Source organism: Sciscionella sediminilitoris (assembly GCF_000737195.2).
Classification (GTDB): domain Bacteria; phylum Actinomycetota; class Actinomycetes; order Mycobacteriales; family Pseudonocardiaceae; genus Sciscionella; species Sciscionella sediminilitoris.
Window position 1 is genome coordinate 1 of record NZ_JALM01000033.1, and the last position, 18,198, is coordinate 18,198.

The 18,198-nt window shown below is 68.0% G+C and carries 18 protein-coding genes and 3 tRNA genes; 5 read left to right on the forward strand and 16 right to left on the reverse strand.

The features are described from left to right. Positions 1-15: 15 nt before the first annotated feature. The 11 genes from AD72_RS36590 to AD72_RS15170 form a co-directional block, all read right to left on the reverse strand. Positions 16-1,026 (reverse strand): hypothetical protein, encoded by a 1,011-nt coding sequence (locus AD72_RS36590; RefSeq protein ID WP_156365210.1) that lies wholly within the window; start codon positions 1,024-1,026, stop codon positions 16-18. Positions 1,027-1,216: 190 nt separating this feature from the next. Further along, on the reverse strand, positions 1,217-2,422 hold the full coding sequence (locus tag AD72_RS15125; protein ID WP_031467148.1) for an MFS transporter: 1,206 nt from the start codon (positions 2,420-2,422) through the stop codon (positions 1,217-1,219). Positions 2,423-2,585: 163 nt separating this feature from the next. After that, a complete protein-coding gene (locus AD72_RS15130; protein ID WP_031467149.1) occupies positions 2,586-3,449 on the reverse strand; it encodes an SMP-30/gluconolactonase/LRE family protein in 864 nt (287 codons plus the stop codon). Beyond that, positions 3,446-4,072, reverse strand: a complete 627-nt coding sequence (locus tag AD72_RS15135) for a bifunctional 4-hydroxy-2-oxoglutarate aldolase/2-dehydro-3-deoxy-phosphogluconate aldolase (protein ID WP_037345942.1) — start codon at positions 4,070-4,072, stop codon at positions 3,446-3,448. The genes AD72_RS15130 and AD72_RS15135 overlap by 4 nt, the downstream gene beginning before the upstream one ends. After that, positions 4,069-4,818 carry an SDR family NAD(P)-dependent oxidoreductase gene (locus AD72_RS15140; RefSeq protein WP_051898634.1) on the reverse strand — a complete coding sequence of 250 codons (750 nt, stop codon included), beginning with the start codon at positions 4,816-4,818 and terminating at the stop codon, positions 4,069-4,071. Before AD72_RS15140 ends, AD72_RS15135 begins: the two co-directional genes overlap by 4 nt. A 1-nt stretch (position 4,819) precedes the next feature. After that, the gene (locus AD72_RS15145) at positions 4,820-5,476 is read right to left on the reverse strand and encodes a class I SAM-dependent methyltransferase (RefSeq protein WP_051898635.1); all 657 of its coding nucleotides are present in this window, start codon (positions 5,474-5,476) and stop codon (positions 4,820-4,822) included. Between the two features lie 28 nt (positions 5,477-5,504). Further along, positions 5,505-6,869, reverse strand: coding sequence for a GntP family permease (locus AD72_RS15150; protein ID WP_031467153.1), 1,365 nt, complete (start codon positions 6,867-6,869; stop codon positions 5,505-5,507). 92 nt (positions 6,870-6,961) lie between these two features. Further along, positions 6,962-8,311 carry an NADP-specific glutamate dehydrogenase gene (gdhA, locus tag AD72_RS15155; RefSeq protein WP_031467154.1) on the reverse strand — a complete coding sequence of 450 codons (1,350 nt, stop codon included), beginning with the start codon at positions 8,309-8,311 and terminating at the stop codon, positions 6,962-6,964. 95 nt (positions 8,312-8,406) lie between these two features. Continuing rightward, positions 8,407-9,303 carry a serine hydrolase gene (locus tag AD72_RS15160; RefSeq protein WP_051898636.1) on the reverse strand — a complete coding sequence of 299 codons (897 nt, stop codon included), beginning with the start codon at positions 9,301-9,303 and terminating at the stop codon, positions 8,407-8,409. Then, positions 9,300-10,895 carry an N-acyl-D-amino-acid deacylase family protein gene (locus AD72_RS15165; RefSeq protein ID WP_197284982.1) on the reverse strand — a complete coding sequence of 532 codons (1,596 nt, stop codon included), beginning with the start codon at positions 10,893-10,895 and terminating at the stop codon, positions 9,300-9,302. The genes AD72_RS15160 and AD72_RS15165 overlap by 4 nt, the downstream gene beginning before the upstream one ends. Positions 10,896-10,909: 14 nt before the next feature. Beyond that, complete coding sequence (locus AD72_RS15170; RefSeq protein ID WP_156365211.1) at positions 10,910-12,307, reverse strand: Na+/H+ antiporter NhaC family protein; 1,398 nt, start codon at positions 12,305-12,307, stop codon at positions 10,910-10,912. A gap of 109 nt (positions 12,308-12,416) precedes the next feature. Between AD72_RS15170 and AD72_RS15175 the strand changes: the two genes are divergently transcribed. Beyond that, positions 12,417-13,448, forward strand: coding sequence for an Lrp/AsnC family transcriptional regulator (locus AD72_RS15175; RefSeq protein ID WP_031467158.1), 1,032 nt, complete (start codon positions 12,417-12,419; stop codon positions 13,446-13,448). Here AD72_RS15175 and AD72_RS15180 read toward each other — a convergent pair. The 4 genes from AD72_RS15180 to AD72_RS15195 form a co-directional block, all read right to left on the reverse strand. Next, positions 13,445-13,993, reverse strand: a complete 549-nt coding sequence (locus AD72_RS15180) for a DddA-like double-stranded DNA deaminase toxin (protein ID WP_031467159.1) — start codon at positions 13,991-13,993, stop codon at positions 13,445-13,447. The genes AD72_RS15175 and AD72_RS15180 overlap by 4 nt on opposite strands. Positions 13,994-14,120: 127 nt before the next feature. Continuing rightward, a tRNA-Lys gene (locus tag AD72_RS15185) sits at positions 14,121-14,193 on the reverse strand. An 83-nt stretch (positions 14,194-14,276) separates the two neighbouring features. Next, on the reverse strand, positions 14,277-15,230 hold the full coding sequence (locus AD72_RS15190) for a phosphotransferase (RefSeq protein WP_031467160.1): 954 nt from the start codon (positions 15,228-15,230) through the stop codon (positions 14,277-14,279). Between the two features lie 104 nt (positions 15,231-15,334). Further along, positions 15,335-15,408, reverse strand: a tRNA-Gly gene (locus AD72_RS15195). Between the two features lie 68 nt (positions 15,409-15,476). Here AD72_RS15195 and AD72_RS15200 point away from each other — a divergent pair. Both AD72_RS15200 and AD72_RS15205 read left to right on the forward strand, forming a co-directional pair. After that, positions 15,477-15,553, forward strand: a tRNA-Pro gene (locus AD72_RS15200). A gap of 81 nt (positions 15,554-15,634) precedes the next feature. Then, complete coding sequence (locus AD72_RS15205; protein WP_156365212.1) at positions 15,635-15,829, forward strand: hypothetical protein; 195 nt, start codon at positions 15,635-15,637, stop codon at positions 15,827-15,829. Between the two features lie 22 nt (positions 15,830-15,851). Here the strand turns inward: AD72_RS15205 and AD72_RS15210 are convergent, their stop codons facing one another. Beyond that, positions 15,852-16,475, reverse strand: coding sequence for a TetR family transcriptional regulator (locus AD72_RS15210; RefSeq protein WP_031467162.1), 624 nt, complete (start codon positions 16,473-16,475; stop codon positions 15,852-15,854). 88 nt (positions 16,476-16,563) lie between these two features. On the opposite strand from AD72_RS15210, the gene AD72_RS15215 reads away from it, so the two are divergent. Together AD72_RS15215 and AD72_RS15220 are read left to right on the forward strand one after the other, a co-directional pair. Continuing rightward, on the forward strand, positions 16,564-17,508 hold the full coding sequence (locus AD72_RS15215) for a zinc-binding dehydrogenase (RefSeq protein WP_031467163.1): 945 nt from the start codon (positions 16,564-16,566) through the stop codon (positions 17,506-17,508). A 63-nt stretch (positions 17,509-17,571) separates the two neighbouring features. Next, complete coding sequence (locus AD72_RS15220) at positions 17,572-18,180, forward strand: VOC family protein (RefSeq protein WP_051898637.1); 609 nt, start codon at positions 17,572-17,574, stop codon at positions 18,178-18,180. Positions 18,181-18,198: the final 18 nt, after the last annotated feature.

Sequence of the window (18,198 nt, forward strand, 5' to 3'; positions counted from 1 at the left end):
TTCCTTGATGAAGCACTAGTCCTTGGCTACCGCTTTCATGATCGCGTCACCTTTGTCCTTGCCATACCTGTCGTGTACGGCCTTATCGAATCCCTTCCACTGCCGGAACACATCATCACCGGCAGCCGTCAGCACGTTGGCGAAGTTCTTACCGTTGTCGATCTTCGAACGGCTGTCCCCCGCAGTGTCCTTCTGCATCGTCTTTCTCTCAGATATGCGACCGTCGCACTTGTGCGGGTCGTCTTTACCTGAATAAACCCAGCAGCCCGTGCTCAACTTTTCGGGCAATTTGGACACATCTTCCACTCTCTTGCCGTTTCCAACCTCCTTCGAAACCTGGTAAACATCCAGAAATCCGGGGAGCTCGGTGCCCTTTTCAAGCCCAGGAGGGTTCTCCACACCTATCTTCTTGTTCGGGTCCGCCTTGTCCGACCAGTTGCTGTGTGCATAGAAGTCTTCAACGGCGTGCATTTCGGCGCCCAGAGCGTTGATGACCTTGCATTTAGCTCGATTTTCGTTACCAGAAACAGGTTTATTGTCTTTTCCTACACACTGCTTCGTACCGTAATCCAGCCCCTGCTCCGGATCGGTTACGTAAACCCCTTCCCTGTTCTTGACAACCAGCTTCCCAGCCGCGTCCACTGCCTCATCGAATTTTCTCACAACTCGATCGATACACTTGTAGAAGTATTCATCGGCCTTCTCGCGCTTCACTGGATAGTGTTTTCCACCGTTATCCTGTGGATCAAGATAGTCGCCGCCGTCACAGTGCGCTTCCAGCTTCTCGAATTCCATGGCGTCCGGCGTCATGACCGCGCGCTTGAAATCGGCCAGAGTTTCCCCCTCGGGACATGACACGTCCTTGCAGTTGGAAGAACTGAAGGCGCTGCTCATCCCCTTTTGATGCCCCTCCTTGGTGAAAGCATTCCCTGAAGTCGAGGCCGAAACAACCAGAACGGCAGGTACGGCGACCAACGTCGCGATGCGGCTCGCTTTCCTGAGTTTGCCTGACACAGTCGTCGCCAATTTTGCCTCTTTCCTCCACTGAGTATCACCAAAAAACGGTAGCGGTATGCGGCTGAACCACTACGGCCGATACGGTCAGATTACCCGAAGCCGCCCTGCCGCGCGGCCTATATCGTCATGAATTCATGCATTGAATAGCCGTGAATTTTTACATCACGATGCGCGGCCATCGAGCATCTTCCTGAATGGATTAAGCCCGGCAGTCGAATCCACGCCGAGGCAGCACAGCACGAGCCAGCCTGCTGCGGCCGATCCACAGCGCCGCGACGGCTCCGGCAACACTGAGCACCCCGGCCAGCATGAATCCGTAGCCGTACCCGGTGGCCGGATCGCTCGCGTGCGAGACGAGGAACCCGGTCACCGCGGGGGCGCACATCCCGGCGAGGGCGTTCGGCACCGAGAAGGCCAGCGTCAGCACCGCGGGGCGCTGGCCGACCGGCACCAGTTCGGAGACGTGCACGGCGACCAGGCTGGTGACCGGCTGGCTGCAGCCGAGCCCGAGGGACACCAGCACGATCAGCAGCCCGCCGCGTTCGGCGTGCGGCACAAGGAAAAGGCAGATCCCGCTGATCGCGAGCACGATCGCCATCGGCGCCGAACGGGCCGCCCAGCGCGAACCGCCGCGGCGCACCCGGCGCTGGGCGAGCCAGCCGATCGCGATGGCCAGCACCCCGGTGGTGGCCTGCGGCGCACCCGCGATGAGCCCGCCCTTCACCTGCGGGTACCCCAATGTCGCCAGGTAGGAGGGCACCCAGGCGAGGCTGAGCGCCAGCGCCCAGTACGCGGCGAACCCGGTGACGAACACGGCCAGCGCCTCGGAGGAGAGCAGCAGTTTCCGGTACGGGATCGGGGCCGCCTCGGTGCGCACCGGCCGCGCGGCACCGTGGTTTCCCTTCCCGCTCAGCGACCACAGCAGCAACCAGAGCACCCCGATACCGGCGAGGATCGCGAAGGCGGTGTGCCAGCTCCAAGTGCCGATCGCCCAGGCGAGCGCCGGGGCCACGGCGAGCCCGCAGATATTGGAGCCGCCGTGCATGAGCACCGTGGGCAGCATCCGGTCGTGCCCGTGGAACCAGTGGTGCAGCTCGTGATTGGACAATGGGTTCGCCGGGCCCTCGGCGATCCCGAGCACGATCCGGGTGCCGATCAGCACGGTGAACGTGGTCGGGAAGGCCAGCGGCAACTGGGCGAGCGTCCACACGCCGACGAGCAGGCCGAGCATCAGCGAACTGCGGATCCGGGTGGCCAGGAATCCGATCAGCACCGCGCTCACCGCGCCGAGCAGATAGTAACTGCTTGCCACCGAGCCGAATTGTTCCGCGGAAAGCCCGAGTTCCCCGCGAATTCCTCCCGAGGAAAGCCCGAGAACGCGGCGATCGGCATATCCGATAACCATGAATCCGAGAAGCAATAACACGATCAGCCAAGCTCGTGTTCGGGATCCCGTTGGTGTGACGGCATTCGCGGGTTTCGAAGGAGACAGCACGCGGCTGAGGTTAGTCTTACCTAATCAGCATTTTCGAGCTCCGGTCGAATTCCTCACATCCGAAACCGGACAATCAGGAATCCAATTCCACGAGAAAGGGCTCCGGGCCGCGCACCCCGGGCCGCAGCCGCAGCAACCGGCCGGCGAGCGGCTGCTCCGCACGCTGCTGCCCGGTGAGCAGATCCCGGGTCGTGGTGACGTACAGCTCGTCCCGGTCCGGACCGCCGAAGGCACAACTGGTCGGGTGCGAGACCGGCAGTTCCACCACCGAATCGAGCCGCCCGTCCGGCGCGTAACGGTGCAGCGCGGCGCCCCGGATGAGCGCCACCCAGACGAATCCGTCCTCGTCCACGGTGAGCCCGTCCGGGCGCCCTTGCTCCTCGGTGAATTCGGCGAACACCCGCCGCGCCCCGAGTTCCCCGCTCTCCGGGTCGTACGCGATGGCCTCGACGCACATGCTCGTCGTGTCCACGTAGTAGAGAATCCCGCCGTCCGGGCTCCAGCCGAGCCCGTTGGAGATGGTCACGCCCTCGAGCACCGGTTCGAACACCCGCGCCCGGTTCAGCCGGTACAGGCAGGCGGTTCCCGGCAGCTGCGCGGTGTGCATGGTGCCCAGGTACAGCCGCCCGCGCGGATCGGCGGCACCGTCGTTGAACCGCATGTCCGGCTTGGGTGGCACCTCGGCGAGCACCGCACCGGTGCCGAGTTCGATCAGCCGGTGCCCCACCGCGGCGAGCAGCGAGCCGTCCCGTGCGGGCAGCACCGCGGAGACCGGTTCGCCGAGGTGCACGCTCGTCTCCGCACCGGTCCGCGGATCGGTGCGGTGCACGTAACCACCCGGGATGTCCACCCACAGCAGGGTTTCGCTCGCCGTATCCCACAGCGGCCCCTCGCCGAGACCCGCGGTGACCGCACCGACCGGTTCGATCGCGCTCATGCGGCGGCCGCCCGGAAAGACCGGGCCGCGCTCGCGAGTTCCCCCGCTTCGAAGGAACCGTCCTTGCCGACACCGAGCAACCGGGTGCCGATGCCCACCGCGCTCGCTCCTTTGGCGAAGCACTCCCCCGCGAGCTCCGCGGTGACCCCGCCGGTGGCCATGAAGGCAGGCGTGGACAGTGGGCCGCGCAGCTGGGCGAGATAGTCCGCGCCGACCGCGTTGATCGGGAACACCTTCACGATGTCCGCACCCGCGCGCACCGCCTGTACCACCTCGCTCGGGGTGAACGCGCCGGGCACCGAGACCAGGCCGAGCCGTTTGGTCGCCGCGATCACCTCGGCATCGGTGTTCGGCGAGATCACGAACTCCGCACCGTGCACCGCGGCGCGCTCGACCTGTTCCGGTTCGAGCACCGTGCCCGCGCCGATCCGCACATCCGTGCCGAATTCCTTGCGCAGCGCGGAAATCGCCGCGAACGGTTCCGGGCTGTTGGTGGTGACCTCGAAACTGCGCAGCCCGTGCTCGCACAGCGCCCCGGTCAGCCGGACACAAGCAGCCGCGTCGATCCCGCGATAGATCACGGTGATCCTCGTGCGCAGCAGGTGCTCGAGTACCTCGTTCATCTGTTTCCTTCCTCGGTCTCGCCAAGCGGATCGGGGCGGCGGGACAGTCTCCGTCCCCCGTCGATCGGTACCTCGGCCCCGGTCATGAACGAAGACTCGGCCGAGGCGAGGAAACACACCAGCGCGGCCACCTCCTCCGGGGTGCCCATTCGCCCGAGCAGGGTCGGCGGCTCGCCACCGAACGAGCGCCCGTCGAGCGTGCTGTCGAAGGAGGGTGTCGCCACCACTCCGGGCACCACCGTGTTCACCCGGATACCGAGTGGGGCGAGTTCCACGGCCAGTGCCGCGCTCGCCGCCCGCACCCCGCCCTTGCTCGCCACATAGGGACCGTAGCCGGGTACCGGAAGCGCCTCCTGCAGGCTGGCGAAGTTCACGATCGCCCCGCCGCGTCCGGCGGCCCGCAGTCCCCGCGCCATCGCCGCGCTGAGCAGGCCGAGCGCGGTCACGTTCACCCGGAAAACCCGCTCCAGCTCGGCGAACCCGGCATCCAGGAATCCCCCGGACGGATAGGCGGCCGCGCAGTTGACCAGAATGTCGGTCCCCGCCTCGACGCGTTCGGCGAGATCGGCGATCTGCTCCGGCTCGGCGAGATCGGCGATCAGGTGCCCGTCCAGTTCGGTCACCCGCCGGTCCCGGTCCACCGCGAGCACCCGCGCGCCCCGCTCGGCGAGTGCGGTGGCCACGGCACGCCCGATCCCCGCGGCCGCACCGGTCACCACGGCCGAACAGCCCGCGATTCCGGTCATCTCACCCCTTCGTCGCGGTCACATAGGCCAGTGCCCCGGAAACACGCAGCCGGACATCGGTGAACCCGCACTCGTCCAGCCATTCCCGCACCTGCGTGGTGCTCGCGCTCGGCCCGAGCAGCCCGAGTGCGTGCCCGAGCACCTCCTGCGGGCGGTACCGCGCACCCGCGTCGGTACGGAACCAGCTCGCGCGCAGGGCACCGCCCGGACGCAGCACCCGCGCGATCTCGGCGACCGCGGCACCCGGATCGGGGAAGCAGTGCAGCCCGGTCAGGCTCACGCACAGGTCGAACTCCCCGTCCGCGAACGGCATCCGCGCCACATCGCAGGCCTGGGTGTGCACCTGATCGGTCACCCCGTGCCGCTGCGCGGTGCGCTTGGTGCGCTCGAGCATCGCCGGGGCGATGTCCGCGGCGACATAGCGGATGCCCTGGTCGCGGCGCAGCCCGCGCAGCGCCACCCCGCTTCCGCAGGGCACGTCGAGCACCGCGCTGCCCGCGGGGAGCTCGCCGATCGCCTCGGTCGCCGCGTAGAGCAGGCCGATATCGCTGCCGAAGGCCATCCGCGCGGTCGGTTTGGCCAGCCACGGGCGATCGATCCCGAAGGAGTACACCATCGCCCAGGGATGGTTCAGCCGCCATACCTCGCTCACGTTCATGGCAGCCATCGTGACACGGATTACCGCTTCAGAGCAGTACATCCAGCAGGAACACCATGCCGAGACCGCACACGCTCACCAGCGTCTGGGTGCTGGTGTGCACCTTCGCCGCCTGGCCGAGCGTCATCCCGAAGGACTCCTTGACCAGCCAGAAACCGGCGTGGTTCACGTAGTTCAGCCCGATCGAGCCCGCCCCGATGGCGACCACGAGCAGCGCGGTGTGCCAGCTGTCCAGGTGCGCGGCCAGCGGGGCGACGATCCCGGTCGCGGCGACGATGCCCACCGTGGCCGAACCGGTGGACAGCGAGAGCAGCAGCGCGACCAGCCAGCCCAGCAGCAGCACGCTCAGGTGCAGGTTCGAGGCGGCGGAGGCGACCGCGTCCCCGATCCCGGTGTCCTTGAGCACCTGGTTGAACGCCCCGCCACCGCCGAGGATCAGCAGCACCCCGACGATCGAGCGCAGCCCGTCGGAGACGGATTTGCGCACCGCCTCACCGGGGCGCCCGCGGACGAGCGCGAGGGCGATCAGGGCCACCAGGAATCCGATCAACATCGCCACCACGGGTTCCCCAAGGAAGGTGAACACCGCGCGGGCACCCGAGCCCTTGGCGAACACGATCTCCGCGACCGTGCGCCCGAGCATCAGCACGACCGGGATCAGGATGCAGGTGATCGCCCAGCCGGTCGGCACCCGGTGCTCGGGTTCGTCCTCGTCCCCAGCGAACTGCTCGACGAGCGCCTTGTCCGGGACGACCTCCACCCGGGGCGCGAGGAAGCGCGCGAACAGCGGGCCGGAGATGATCACGGTCGGCACCGCGCAGATGAACCCGACCAGGATCGTCTGGCCGAGCGGGGCGTGCAGCCCGGAGACCACGGTCAGCGGGCCGGGATGCGGGGGCACCATGCCGTGCAGGGTGGCCAGCGCCGCGATCGCGGGCACCGCGAGCTGCACATAGGGCGAGCGCAGGCCCGCCTCGGTCTGCACCCGGTGCGCCACGCTGAACACCAGCGGCAGCAGCACGATCAGCCCGACCTCGAAGAACATCGGGATACCGATCACGAACGCCGCCCCGGCCATGTACCAGGGCAACAGCCTGCTGCTCGCCCGGGACACGATCGCGGTGGCGATCCTGGTGGTCGCCCCGGAATCGGAGAGCAGCCTGCCGAGCATCGTGCCGAGGGCCAGCGTGATGCCCACATCGCCGAGCGTGCCGCCAGCGCCCTTCTCCAGCGACTTCGCGATGTGCCCGAGCGGTTCCCCCGCGGCGAGCCCCACCGCCAGCGAGACCACGAGCAGTGCGACGAAGGGATGCAGCCGCAGCCGTGAGTTGATCAGCGCGATCAACACCGCGATCGCGACCACGAGCACCCCGATCAGGTACCAGACCTGCACGTTTCCCCTTCTTCCCGGTTCGCGGCGACCCCGGGCCGAAGTTTAGCTATGCTTTACATTCGCTGGTCGCGGGGGTGAACCGGGCGACGTGCTCAGATCACTCCGAGGGCGAGCATGGCGTCGGCGACCTGGATGAACCCGGCGATGTTCGCCCCGGCCGAGTAGTTGCCCGGTACCCCGTACTCCTCGGCCGTCTCCAGGCAGCGGTCGTGGATGCCGCGCATGATCTCGGCGAGCCTGCGCTCGGTGTGCTCGAAGCTCCACGAATCCCGCGAGGCGTTCTGCTGCATCTCGAGCGCGCTGGTCGCCACCCCGCCCGCGTTCGCGGCCTTACCGGGGGCGAAGGCGATCCCCGCGGAGCTGAGCAGCTTCACCGCTTCCGGGGTGACCGGCATGTTCGCCCCCTCGGCGAGGATCCGGCAGCCGTTGCGCGCCAGCACCGCGGCGTCCTCGGCGTCGAGCTCGTTCTGGGTGGCGCTGGGCAGGGCGATATCGCAGGGCACCTGCCACACGTTCCCGCTGGTGGCCAGCCGGGCGTCCGCGCCGCGCAGTCCCGCGTACTCGGCGAGGGTGCCCCTGCGGATCTCCTTGACCTCGTTGAGCAGGGCGAGGTCGATGCCCTTCTCGTCCACCACGTAACCGGTGGAGTCGGAGCAGGCCACGACCGTCCCGCCGAGGGCGTGCACCTTCTCGATCGCGTACCGCGCCACGTTCCCGGAACCCGAGACCACGACCCGCTTGCCCTCGAAGGAGTCCCCGTTCGCGCGCAGCATCTCGTCCACGAAGAACACCACGCCGTAGCCGGTGGCCTCGGTGCGCACCTGGGACCCGCCGAAGGAGTGTCCCTTTCCGGTGAGGATCCCGGACTCGTAGCGGTTGGTGATCCGCTTGTACTGGCCGAACAGGTACCCGATCTCACGGCCGCCGACTCCGATGTCCCCCGCGGGAACGTCGGTGTACTCCCCGATGTGCCGGTACAGCTCGGTCATGAAGGACTGGCAGAACCGCATCACCTCGGCGTCCGAGCGGCCCTTGGGGTCGAAGTCCGAGCCGCCCTTGCCGCCGCCGATCGGCATCCCGGTCAGCGCGTTCTTGAAGATCTGCTCGAAACCGAGGAACTTCACCACACCCAGGTACACGCTCGGGTGGAAGCGCAGTCCGCCCTTGTACGGGCCGAGCGCGGAGTTGAACTCCACCCGGAATCCGCGGTTGATCCGCACCGTCCCGGTATCGTCCACCCAGGGCACCCGGAAGATGATCTGGCGCTCCGGCTCGCACAGCCGGGTCACCACCGCCGCGTCGGTGTAGCTCGGGTGCTTGGCCATGACCGGTCCCAGGCTGTCCAGCACCTCGTGCACCGCCTGGTGGAACTCCTGTTCACCGGGGTTGCGCCAGAGCACCTCGTCATAGATGTCCTGCATCTTTCCTTCAAGGCTCGGCATACCCGGTCCTCCACTTTCCCGCACGTCTTGCTGAACGTCGCCAAAAGGCACAGGTTATCGGCGATCCCGGATACACCGGCCCCGAGGTGACGCGGCTAACCCGTAACGGGCTGAGTGAAGTCCCACACCGCGCGGGCCATCCGGTGCACCGCGGCGGTCCCCGCGGCCGTCGTGCCCTTGGTGGTGAACACGACCAGCACCTCGGAACCGGGCACGAGGTAGTAGCCCACATCATGGGTGACGAGATCGTCCAGGGTCCCGGTCTTGTGCGCGACGGGCGCACCGGGCGGGAGCGCGGCCGGAATCAGCTCGTTCAGCCGCTGATCACGCAGGAAACCCAGGGCGATCGCGCGGGACGGCGCGGAGAGCAGCCTCCCGTCCCACAGGGAACGCAGCAGCTTCGCGATATCGGCCGCGTCCAGATAGTTCTCCCGCCCGTGCTGCTGCGCCTCGGTGTCCATCATCTTGCGCTCCAGGACGGTCGAGCGCAGCCCGAGCGAGCGGATCAGCGCGTTCACCGGGCCGAACCCGATCCGGTCGATCAGCAGGTTCGTCGCGGTGTTGTCGCTGTAGATGATCATGTACCTCGCCAGCCGGTGCAGGCTGATGTCCTGGGGCAGCTTCTCGTGCTGCAGCTGGCCGGTGCCGCCGACCACATCCGAGCGGTCCACGTGCACCCGTTCGGCGAGCGAGAGCTCACCGCGCTCGGCCATCCGCAGCAGCTCGGCCAGGATCGGCAGTTTGATCACGCTGGCCGAGGGCATCCTGGTCCGCGCGCCGATCTCGATGCGCTGCCGGTGCCCGCCCGCGGCGAGGTTCTGCACCGAGACCCCGACCTCGGCCTTCGTGGTGTGCGCGATCGCGGCCAGCCGCGCGCGCAGCGGCGCCCAGTCTCCCGCGCCGTGCCCGGGTTTCGCCGCGACCGAGGGCATCGCGCTCGCGAACACCCCGAGAAAGGTGAGAATGACGGCCAGGATTCGTGTTCGCCTCATCGCTTCTCCCGTTGTCCGGACTTGCGCAATACCGTGCCGTGCCTGCCGCCGGGTTCGCCACCGGTGAGCGCGAATCGCCCGCCGAGCAGCACGTGTTCGGTGCCGCGCGCATAGGCGAGCGGGTTCGCGTAGCTCGCGGTGTCGGTGATGGTCTCCGGGTCGAACACGGTGATGTCCGCGATCCTGCCCTCGGCGAGGATTCCCCGGTCGGTGAGCCCGATCCGCGCGGCGGGCAGCGAGGTCAGTTTCCGCACCGCCTCGCTCAGGCCGAGCACCCCGCGATCCCGGTGGTACCGGCCGATCGCGCGGGCGAAGGTGCCGAAATGCCGTGGATGCGGGTGCCCGGCGTTGTGCACGTCGAGCACCCAGCCGTCGCTGACGATGGCGCTGCGCTCATGTCCGAGCACGGTGTCCACATCGGACTCCGCCATGGCGTGGTTGACGATCCACACGTTCCCCTCGTGCGCGGCCAGGATGTCCAAGGCGGTCTCGGCGGCCGGGCGGCCCCGTTCGGCGGCGATCGTGGCGAGCGTGGCACCGATCCGGCCGGAATAAGGGCCCTCGGGCAGCGCCGCGAGCACGGTTCCCTCCGGCAGGAAGGTGCGCCCGGTCTTCGCGGTCAGTTCCGCGGCGATACGCGCATAGCTTTCCTCGTCCCGCAAGCGGTGCACCAGTCCGGCGAACCCGCCGTCGAGTGCCCAGTTCGGCAGCCGTGAGCTCAGCCGGGTTGACGACGCGGCGTAGGGGTACACATCGCAGGCCACGTCGATCCCCTCGGCACGCGCGGATTCGATGCGGCGCAAGGCATCGGCCACCTTGCCGTGATTGGCCGGGCCCATCGCCTTGAGGTGCGAGACCTGCAACCGCACCCCGCTGCGCCGCGCCGTCCCGATGGCCTCGTCCACCGCGTCGAGCAGCGCGTCCCCCTCATCGCGCATGTGCGTGCTGTAGAGCAGATCGTGCGCCGCGGCCTCGGTGGCCAGGGCGACCACTTCCTCGGTCGCCGCAAAGGATCCGGGCGCGTAGATCAGACCGGTGGAGAGCCCGAACGCGCCCTGGTGCGCCGCATCGGCGAGCAGTTGGCGCATGAACCCGAGCTCCTCCGCGGTGAGCTCGCGGTGTTCGGTTCCCGCGGCGGCCACCCGCAGCGCCGCGTGCCCGACCATGGGAGCGAGGTTCACCGCGGGACCGGCGGCATCGATCGCGCTCGCGAACCCGGCGAAATCCGGCCAGGTCAGTTCCGCCTCATCGCTGCCCTCCCGGGCCATGATCGCGGTGAGCGCGGCATCCCGCCCGTCCACCGAGGGAAACGGGGAACTGCCGCAGTTTCCCGTGACGATCGTGGTGACCCCTTGGCGCACATAGGATTCCGCGCCCGGGTGCCCCGCGATGGTGAAGTCGGCGTGCGAATGCAGGTCGATGAACCCGGGCGCGAGCACCAGCCCCGAGCAGTCGAGCACGGTACGCGCTTCCGTCCGGCCCGCCTCGCCGATCAGGGCGATCCGGTCCCCCGTGACGGCGAGATCGGCCCTGCGCGGCGGATTCCCGGTCCCGTCCACCACGGTCGCCCCGCGCAGCAGCACATCGAACACGATTCGGTTTCTCCCTACAGTAGAACGAACAGGATCAGCAGATACATCACCGCGGCCGGAATGAGCAGTACCCAGCCGACCGAGAGCATGGTGCGCAGCCTGGTGGACTCGGCGAAACCGAGCACCGACATCATGTTGGCGTTCGGGAACGGCCCGTAGGTGTCCGCCTTGGAACCCCACAGATAGGTGACCGCCCAGGCGGCCGGGGTGATCCCGAGACTGGTGCCCAAGGTCCCGAACACCTTGTTCAGCAGCACGACGTGCGCCGCGGTGGCACCGGGAACGCCGAGCCAGCCGAGCAGCGCGACCCCTGCGGCGAAGCCGAGCGCGGGCAGATCGTGCAGCGTCGGGCCGAAATGCGCGAGCAGCACATCGTAGGGCTTGAGCTCGTTCACGATCTCGAAGAACGCCGAGAGCATCCAGAACAGCAGGAAGGTCTCGATCATCCGGCCACCGCCCCGGCAGATCGCCGCGACCGCCGCATCGGCGCGCAGCCCACCGGCGAGCGCGGTGACCACGGCCAGTACCGGGAGTGCGACGAGCGGGAACGTGGTGCCCGATCCGGAGACGGTGGCATAGCCGACGGCGAGCACCAGCGCGATACCGAACACGATGCTCGCCCGCCTGCTGTGCTTTCCGGAGCTCCGTTCGCCGGAGTCACCGGCCAGTTCCGGGGCGTAGAAGTCGTCGCCCCGCTCGACCGCGCGCCGTTGCACCCTCGGCACGATCAGCAGCGAGAGCAGGATGGAAAGCACCGCCAGCGGTCCCGCCGCGACCAGCACATAGGTGCCGTAGTCCACTGTGGACGCGTCCAGGATCGCGATGTTCGAACCCGCGAACGGGGCGAGCGCGAGACCGGCGCAGCCACCGAGGAACATCATGCTCGCGGTGGCCGAGCGGGTGAATCCGGCGCGGGCGAGCACCGGGAGCACGATCGGCGCGGCGATCGCGAGCGCCCCGGCGAGGGTGCCGAGCGCGAACACCAGCACCAGACAGGCCGCCATCACCCCGAGCTGCAAGGCGATCGCGCTGTCCTTGCGCACCATGCGCAGGATCCCGCGCACGATCACGTCCGCCACCCCGGTCACCCGCAGCACCTCGCCGAGACCGGCGCCGAGCACCACGATCAGCCCGATCATGGTCACGCTGTCGCCGAGCGAGTGCCCGAGCAGTTCACCGACCCCGGACGGGGAACGCTGATCGAGCAGAATCCCGGAGAGCAGCGCGAAAACCGTGGCCAGCAGCAGGTTCATCCCGGAAAGGGAGAGCACCGCGTAGAGCACCACCGGCGCGAGCCCCCACACCGTCGGGCTGTGCACGAGCGCGCCCAGCACCGCGCTGCCGATCAGCGCGGCGAGCGCGATGCCGTAGCGCACCAGCGCCGCGGTCGATCGGCTTGTCCGCATTGACATCCGCACTCCAAGTCGGCCGGGTGTTCGGAACCGGGTCCGGTCCGCCGAACAGCCTTGGTGAGCCGAGCACCACCTTGCCCGGAATGCTGGAAACCGTCACGATGATTCGATGAGCACAGATTCTGTGCAGGATTCCGTCGACGAGGTGGACCTGGCGTTGATCAATGCCGTGCAGGTGCGGCCGCGGGCATCCTGGTCCACCCTCGGGCGCGCGCTCGAACTCGACCCGGCGACCGCGGCACGGCGCTGGGAACGGTTGCACGCCGCCGGGCTCGCCTGGGTCACCTGCGTGGTCGGGCCCGCACGGCACACCGATTTCTGTATGGCCTACGTGGAGATCGGGTGCGCACCGGGACAGCTCGACGCCGTGGCGAACACCCTGGCCGCACACCGGATCGTGCGCTACGTACACCAGCTCAGCGGTCCTTACGGGCTGCTCATCGTGCTCGCCAGGCGCTCACCCGCGCTGATCTCCGAGTTCCTGCGGGACACCGTCGATCCGCTCCCCGGGGTGCGGAGCTGGCAGGCCGAGCTGCGCACCGTGGGATACAGCGAGGCGAGCAGCTGGCGGCTGCGCAGCCTGTCCCCGGCGCAACGGCACGCACTCGACCCGGTACGGAAGGACACCGCCGCTCCCACCCGCATCGACGCGACCGATCAGCGGATCTACCGGCTGCTGCACGAGGACGGGCGGATGCCGTTCACCGAGCTCGCCGGACGCGCCGAGATCAGCGAACCGACCGCACGGCGCAGGCTCAACCGGTTGCTCGACAACCGCTATCTGCGGCTGCGCTGCGATATGGCGCAGTCCATCTCCGGCTATCCGGTCACCGCCGTCATCCGGGCCAGCGTCACCCCGGAACGGCTCGACGAGGTCGCGCGATCGCTGGCCGCCTGGGCCCAGCTACGGCTGTGCTGCGCGCTGACCGGGGAACGCAACCTGCTGCTCATGGTCTGGCTGCGGGCACTGCACGAACTGCCCCGGTTCGAGGCCGAGATCACCGAGCGCACGCCGGGGCTGCGCATCGTGGACCGAGCGACCTGCCTGCACACCGTCAAACAGATGGGCAGACTGCTCGACATCGAGGGGCGCAGCATCGGCAACGTCCCGCCCGATCAGGAAAGCTTCCCGGTGCGTTAACCGCCCGTCGCGGTGCCGTGCACCGTGTCGTGCGCGGCAGGGGACCACACCACCAGAGTCGAGCCGCGCGGCAGGATTCCCGCGGACATCGCCCGGCAGCCCACCCCCGAGGCCTTCGCGCAGCCCGCCCGCGAGGAACTCGCCACCAGCACGCCGAACTCGATATCGTTTTCCCGCATATACGTCGCCGCTTTCGTTTCCACATATTCGGCGACCTGATGACCAGCCGGTTCATCCGCGCTGATTCCCTTCAGGGAAAGATACTGGCGCGCATAAGAGCGCGCCTTGTCGTAATCCGTACCGTCCCCTTTTTCGATGGCACGGCCAGATTGATCCGCATCCGTGAACAACAGCGCATCCGCCCCGCCTTTTTCGCTCAGCGATGCGATCCGCGCCTTCGCCCAGGACGCGTTTCCCGCCGCGCTCACCAGATCATCCGGACACTTCTCCGAACTCGCACAGCCATAACGATCATGGCGGCTGACGGCGTATATCACGGCCAGAAACAGCAGTGCGATCAAACCCCACTTGACGAACCGACTCATGTCATCATCTCCGCGAGTCCGCCGGTTTATCGCCAAAGCCATAGTGCCCCCGGAAGAAAACCCCCGCAAGACGGCGGTCCACAATGCAGGAAACCCCCAAACCGATCGGTTTGGGGGTTTCTCACTGTGCGCCGTCAGGGACTCGAACCCCGAACCCGCTGGTTAAGAGCCAGCTGCTCTGCCAATTGAGCTAACGGCGCCCGCTGGACCTGCTGTCCCGCGAACGAGAAAAACTTTAGCACGGGCCGAACCAGGCCGATTCACGGGGGTCCCGGTTCGCGTCTCAGCCCGGGAGACCGGTCAGCTCCGCCTCCGCGCGCAACCATGCCAGGCCCGCCTCAGCCTGCTTCCACTGGAACGCCCGCAGGGTGGGCAGCCCGGGAGGCGGCGGGCACCGCGCGGCATCGGCGAAGAAACCGGTCATGGCCGCCAGCACGGAAAGCAGGTCCTCGACCGGAGCGCTGTGCGCATCCGCCCGGCCGAGGAGCAGCGTGTGCATATCGTGCCCGCCGTGCAGCGCGACGTTGATCAGCAGCAACAGCGAGTCCAGCCAGGACGGGCCCCGGCAGGCCGAGGGCCAGTCGATCAGGGTCACCGTGCCATCCGCGCCGCACAGGATGTTGTCCGCACGCAGATCGGTGTGCACCAGAGTGTCCCCGTCCAGCACCGCCAGCGCCCGGTCGGCCGAGGCGCGGAGTTCGTCCAGATGCCCCGCCACCCACGGATCGAGGCCGGGCGGCGGGTCGGCGGCGATCCGCCGCCAGCCACCGAAGTCCTCCGCGAACATCTCCTGTGCGGTGCGCGAATCGGGCAGCGCGGCCGGGGTCGCCCTTGCCGCGAACGCATCGAGAACCGCCAGGATCTTCCGCAGCTCGGCGGACCGCCACGGTGTGCGCGGATGACGCCCCTCCACATCCCGCAGCACCAGGGCCACCCAGTCGCCGTCGTCGACGCGGCCGAGCAGCTCCGGGACCGGTGCCCAGCCGGGCATCGCCGCGGTGACCCGGCCCTCCCTGCGGTGCATGACCACACTCTGTTCGTTCCGCGCGGCGCTCACCGCCTTCACGAAGGCCCGGCCCCCACCCGCGGTGCGGACCCGGTCCGCGGTGCCCGGCGAGAACCCACCGGACTGCGAACTCGCGGCCACCACGGTGTCCCCGAGGATCGATTCCACCGCGCGCCGTACCTCGCGCGGTAGCTGCGCCCACTCGATTCTTCCGCCGGATGCGCTGGTCACGCGCGGATTATCGCAAGGGACACCGATCGGCGCACGGCATTATCGGGACACAGCAAAGCGCCCCGACCAGCCGGTTTCGGCTGGTCGGGGCGCATTGCCCGGCGTGGAGCGGCTGACGGGAATCGAACCCGCGTAGCTAGTTTGGAAGACTAGGGCTCTACCATTGAGCTACAGCCGCATGCGCCCCCTGAAGGGCACATGCCCGATCATAACGTGTCCACGGTAGGCTGTTCACCGGGACCCACACGGGACGTGGCGCAGCTTGGTAGCGCATCCGCTTTGGGAGCGGAGGGTCGCAGGTTCAAATCCTGTCGTCCCGACCATTTTTTGCAGCTCAGAAGCCTGCGACACCGGCAGTGTCCCCCTTTAGCGGGCAAATCCGTCCCCACGCGGGGGTGCTGTCGGTGCATGGCAAGCATCGAGACCCCACCCTGTTCGGCGCCATCACCGCCAGCCTCGGGTTCACCACAGCCTGGTTGTTCCTCGCCGCCATCAGCGTCCTCACCTCGATCACCGGGATCACCGGTCGCCGCCCGATCCTCGATCCGATCAAAACGGGCAGCACACGGTCGGGAATGGCCTCGGACAAGGCCCGGTGACCAATCCCGGCGAACCAGAACCTCAGCCGGTGAGGGCGAGACATGCGGGCAGCGTGTCCGCGGCTGCCCGCACCCGCCTCGCCAGACCAGCGGCACCACGGCCACCCGACTCCGACCAATCCCGCACCCCGCAGTGCCATGCGGCCAGCATCAGCTCGACCACCATCCGCAGGGTCAGCCGCTCCACCTTCGACCCCAGCCTCGCGGTCAGCATGCTCACCAGTTCACGCGAAACGGCATCGCAGTACTCCCTGGCATAACCGCGCAACACCGGCGTGCTCTCGAGCAGCCGCTGCAACCGGCGATGCCGATCCGCCCAGTCCGCCCCCATCCCGCCCAACACACCGACCAGCAGATCGACCAGCCCGTCCAGCACCGTCCCCTCGGGCACGAACGTCTCGGCCTCGGCAAGCACGGCCGACCACAGCTGCTTGCCGGAAGTGAACGCCACGTCCTCTTTCGAATCGAAGTACCGAAAGAACGTGCGTTTGGAGACCTCGACGGCCGCCACCAGCTCGTCCAGAGTCACCCCATCAAAACCATCGGCGTCGAACAGATCCAGCGCGGTCTCGGCCAACGCGCTACGGGTGCGGTGCTTTTTCCGTTCACGCAGCGACAGCGTGCCCTCTTCGATCTCGGCGGACATACCGGCATGTTACGTCACCTGGCAGCGGATACCACCCGATGACATATGCCTCTTGTAAGCTTTTGCCACTGAGTGGCAGAATATCGGTATGCAAGCACTCGTCATCGACCACTCGTCCCCCGATCACCTGCGCCTCGCCGACGTGCCCGACCCCGTACCAGGAACCAACGAAGCGCTCGTGCGGGTACACGCGATCTCAATCAACTACGGCGAACTCAACCACCGCCTGCCCACCGGCGAGCCGGGCGCGATCCTCGGCTGGGACGCCGCCGGGGTCGTGCTGCGCCCCGCCGCGGACGGATCCGGCCCCGGCGCGGGAACACCGGTAGTCACCACAGTCGAACACGGCGGCGCATGGGCCCAGCTACGCACCGCGCCCACCAACCAGATCGGCATCGTCCCCGAACACGCCGACCTCGGCGCGATCAGCACGATCCCCGTCGCCGCGGGCACCGCGCTGCGCGCTCTGCGCAGGATCGGCCCGATCCTCGGCCGCCGAGTACTGATCACCGGCGCGACCGGCGGCGTCGGCCGGTTCGCCGTCCAGCTCGCCGCACGAGCGGGTGCCGAGGTCATCGCCACCACCGGCAGCCCGGAAAGCGAACACGGCCTGCGCGAGCTCGGCGCGGACGAGATCATCCGCACCCCGGACGAGCTGACCGCGCCGGTCTTCGGGGTCGTCGACATGGTCGGCGGCCCCTTCCTCGCATCCGCCTACGCCTCACTCACCCCCGGCGGCACACTGGTCAGCGTCGGCCAGACCTGCAACGACACCGCCGACTTCAGCGCGGAAAGCATGCGCTCGGCCCGATTCGGCCCCTCCTACGACCGCACACTGACCCGGTTCTACCTATTCGACCGCAGCGGGGCCCACGACCTCGGCGAGGACCTCAGCTGGCTCGCTGCCGAAGTCGCCGCCGGCCGACTGGACCCAGCGGTGTCCTGGCGGGGCGACTGGCGCACACTCGGCGAAGCCGCCGACGCACTACTCGGCCGCCAATTGCACGGCAAAGCAGTCCTCGACGTCGACTGAACAAGCTGCCCACGGCGACCAGGACCACGCTGCTGGCGTCAGAACAACAGAAAGGTGCTCCCCATGAGCTCTCCGCCCGGCTCGCCTGACGAGGGATGGCCAACGGTGCTGAGCCCGACCGAGCTGTCCAACAGCTTCCTCGGCAACCTGATCGAGATCTGTTTCGTCACCCGCGACCACCAGCGCACCATGGAAGGACTGGTGCGACTGGGAATCGGCCCGTGGCGGATCTACACCTTCGACTCGGAGACCGTCACCCAACGCACCTACCAGGGAGCCGAAGCCGACTGGGCGATCAAAGTCTGTTTCGCCGATGTCGGGGACATGGCAGTGGAAATCATGCAGCCCCTCTACGGCCCCTCCATCTTCCAGGAATACCTCGACCGGCACGGCGAAGGCATCCAGCACATCGCGTTCGACGCCGGGGGACGCCCCTGGCAGCAACGACTCGATACCTTCACCGAACGCGGCTTCGCGATGATCCAATCAGGACGATTCGCCGACCGTAACGCCTTCGCCTTCTTCGACACCGAGGAAGCAACCGGCACCACCTTCGAAACCTACGACATCCCAGCCGACTTCGTCTGGCCAGAACCCGAGGCCTGGTTCCCCGGCCCACCGCCGGCCGGGCAACGGCCGCCGGTGCGCGGACAAGGAAGCGGCGACCGGTAATCACACCTCGACGCCGGG

Coding starts and splice junctions, on each gene's coding strand:
- AD72_RS15125 (WP_031467148.1), bottom strand. CDS start 2,422: ATGGTTATCGGATATGCCGATCGCCGCGTTCTCGGGCTTTCCTCGGGA.
- AD72_RS15130 (WP_031467149.1), bottom strand. CDS start 3,449: ATGAGCGCGATCGAACCGGTCGGTGCGGTCACCGCGGGTCTCGGCGAG.
- AD72_RS15135 (WP_037345942.1), bottom strand. CDS start 4,072: ATGAACGAGGTACTCGAGCACCTGCTGCGCACGAGGATCACCGTGATC.
- AD72_RS15140 (WP_051898634.1), bottom strand. CDS start 4,818: ATGACCGGAATCGCGGGCTGTTCGGCCGTGGTGACCGGTGCGGCCGCG.
- AD72_RS15145 (WP_051898635.1), bottom strand. CDS start 5,476: ATGAACGTGAGCGAGGTATGGCGGCTGAACCATCCCTGGGCGATGGTG.
- gdhA (WP_031467154.1), bottom strand. CDS start 8,311: ATGCCGAGCCTTGAAGGAAAGATGCAGGACATCTATGACGAGGTGCTC.
- AD72_RS15160 (WP_051898636.1), bottom strand. CDS start 9,303: ATGAGGCGAACACGAATCCTGGCCGTCATTCTCACCTTTCTCGGGGTG.
- AD72_RS15170 (WP_156365211.1), bottom strand. CDS start 12,307: ATGTCAATGCGGACAAGCCGATCGACCGCGGCGCTGGTGCGCTACGGC.
- AD72_RS15175 (WP_031467158.1), top strand. CDS start 12,417: ATGAGCACAGATTCTGTGCAGGATTCCGTCGACGAGGTGGACCTGGCG.
- AD72_RS15180 (WP_031467159.1), bottom strand. CDS start 13,993: ATGAGTCGGTTCGTCAAGTGGGGTTTGATCGCACTGCTGTTTCTGGCC.
- AD72_RS15210 (WP_031467162.1), bottom strand. CDS start 16,475: ATGTCCGCCGAGATCGAAGAGGGCACGCTGTCGCTGCGTGAACGGAAA.
- AD72_RS15215 (WP_031467163.1), top strand. CDS start 16,564: ATGCAAGCACTCGTCATCGACCACTCGTCCCCCGATCACCTGCGCCTC.
- AD72_RS15220 (WP_051898637.1), top strand. CDS start 17,572: ATGAGCTCTCCGCCCGGCTCGCCTGACGAGGGATGGCCAACGGTGCTG.